This window comes from Sphingobacterium sp. 18053 (assembly GCF_902706145.1).
GTDB lineage: Bacteria > Bacteroidota > Bacteroidia > Sphingobacteriales > Sphingobacteriaceae > Sphingobacterium > Sphingobacterium paramultivorum.
In genome coordinates this window covers 1-1,052 of the sequence record NZ_CACSJW010000028.1, presented here as the reverse complement: position 1 = coordinate 1,052, position 1,052 = coordinate 1, and the positions used below count along the sequence as shown (strand labels likewise).

2 protein-coding genes are annotated in these 1,052 nt (G+C 37.8%); both read right to left on the bottom strand.

The window, feature by feature from the left end; genetic code table 11:
• Positions 1–28 precede the first annotated feature (28 nt).
• Complete coding sequence (locus GVK91_RS27110; RefSeq protein ID WP_159732738.1) at positions 29–487, bottom strand: hypothetical protein; 459 nt, start codon at positions 485–487, stop codon at positions 29–31.
• 55 nt (positions 488–542) lie between these two features.
• Positions 543–938 (bottom strand): (deoxy)nucleoside triphosphate pyrophosphohydrolase, encoded by a 396-nt coding sequence (locus tag GVK91_RS27105; RefSeq protein WP_159732735.1) that lies wholly within the window; start codon positions 936–938, stop codon positions 543–545.
• Positions 939–1,052: the final 114 nt, after the last annotated feature.

The following is a 1,052-nucleotide window of genomic DNA, read 5'->3' as shown; positions in this document are numbered from 1 at the left end:
AGGGGTATAACCAAAATCAAAAATTCTCCTATAAAATCTCTGCTTCACCAATAAGTCTAGGTCCTTCATGTAGCCACCATTTACGGCCTTTTGTCAAATATTGCTCCAGCTCTTTTACAAGGAGAAAACGAACAGTCGCAATTCTTTCTTCTCCAGGCATTTGATCCTCGCCCTCAAAATTTATATCACCTATATAAGTCCGCTGTGGTTTACCTCCTGACGTATATTCAAACACGTGATTGGGTCGATAACCTGAGATGATGCCTGTTTTTCGGCCACCATCTTCAGTAGGTATTAGCTTTATTCTTGCCTTAACTATCAATAATCCATATTGGTTGCTAAGCTCTTTAATGCTGGCAAGGGTGTATTTGTCATATGCCATTACGTCGAATACTTTTGATACTCCCGTATCCAACCATCGTTTGTAGATAAGTTTGCCATTCATGAACAAGTAGAGTTCATTTTCTGAAAAATCTTTAAATATCATTTTGGGCGTTTTTTAATCCAGTATATTGGATTATTTCTAAAACTCTTTGCGATCTCTAGCCTTTAAATTTTTCAATCAATTCTTTCGCAATAGGAATATCTGCCGGAGCAAGCTTCCAGTTTAATAGATCACTAATCTTTACCCATTCGAGCTGATCATGATCGGTAGATTCTGAAGCTATATTCTCGGTCTCACAAATGAACGAGATCAATTCGATAGCGCCATTATCGTACTGATGTAAAGTATCGAAAAAGTGCTGTTTGATTTTGACTTTCAAGTTGAGCTCTTCGATCAATTCCCGAAGCAGCGATTCTTCATTAGATTCACCATCCTCAACCTTACCTCCAGGGAACTCCCAATAGCCCCCTAAAGACTTTTCAGGTTTCCGTCGACAAATCAGAACAAGATCATCTTTGAATATAATCCCGCAAACAACTTTGATAAGATCCATAGTTATTGAGATTTTATTATCGTTAACTCGCCATCATCAAATCCCACCGTTATTGCTATCGCTTGGGCAAAAATTGAAGTTTTGAAATCTTCGGATTTTACATATGCTTGAACT

Coding starts and splice junctions, on each gene's coding strand:
- GVK91_RS27110 (WP_159732738.1), bottom strand. CDS start 487: ATGATATTTAAAGATTTTTCAGAAAATGAACTCTACTTGTTCATGAAT.
- GVK91_RS27105 (WP_159732735.1), bottom strand. CDS start 938: ATGGATCTTATCAAAGTTGTTTGCGGGATTATATTCAAAGATGATCTT.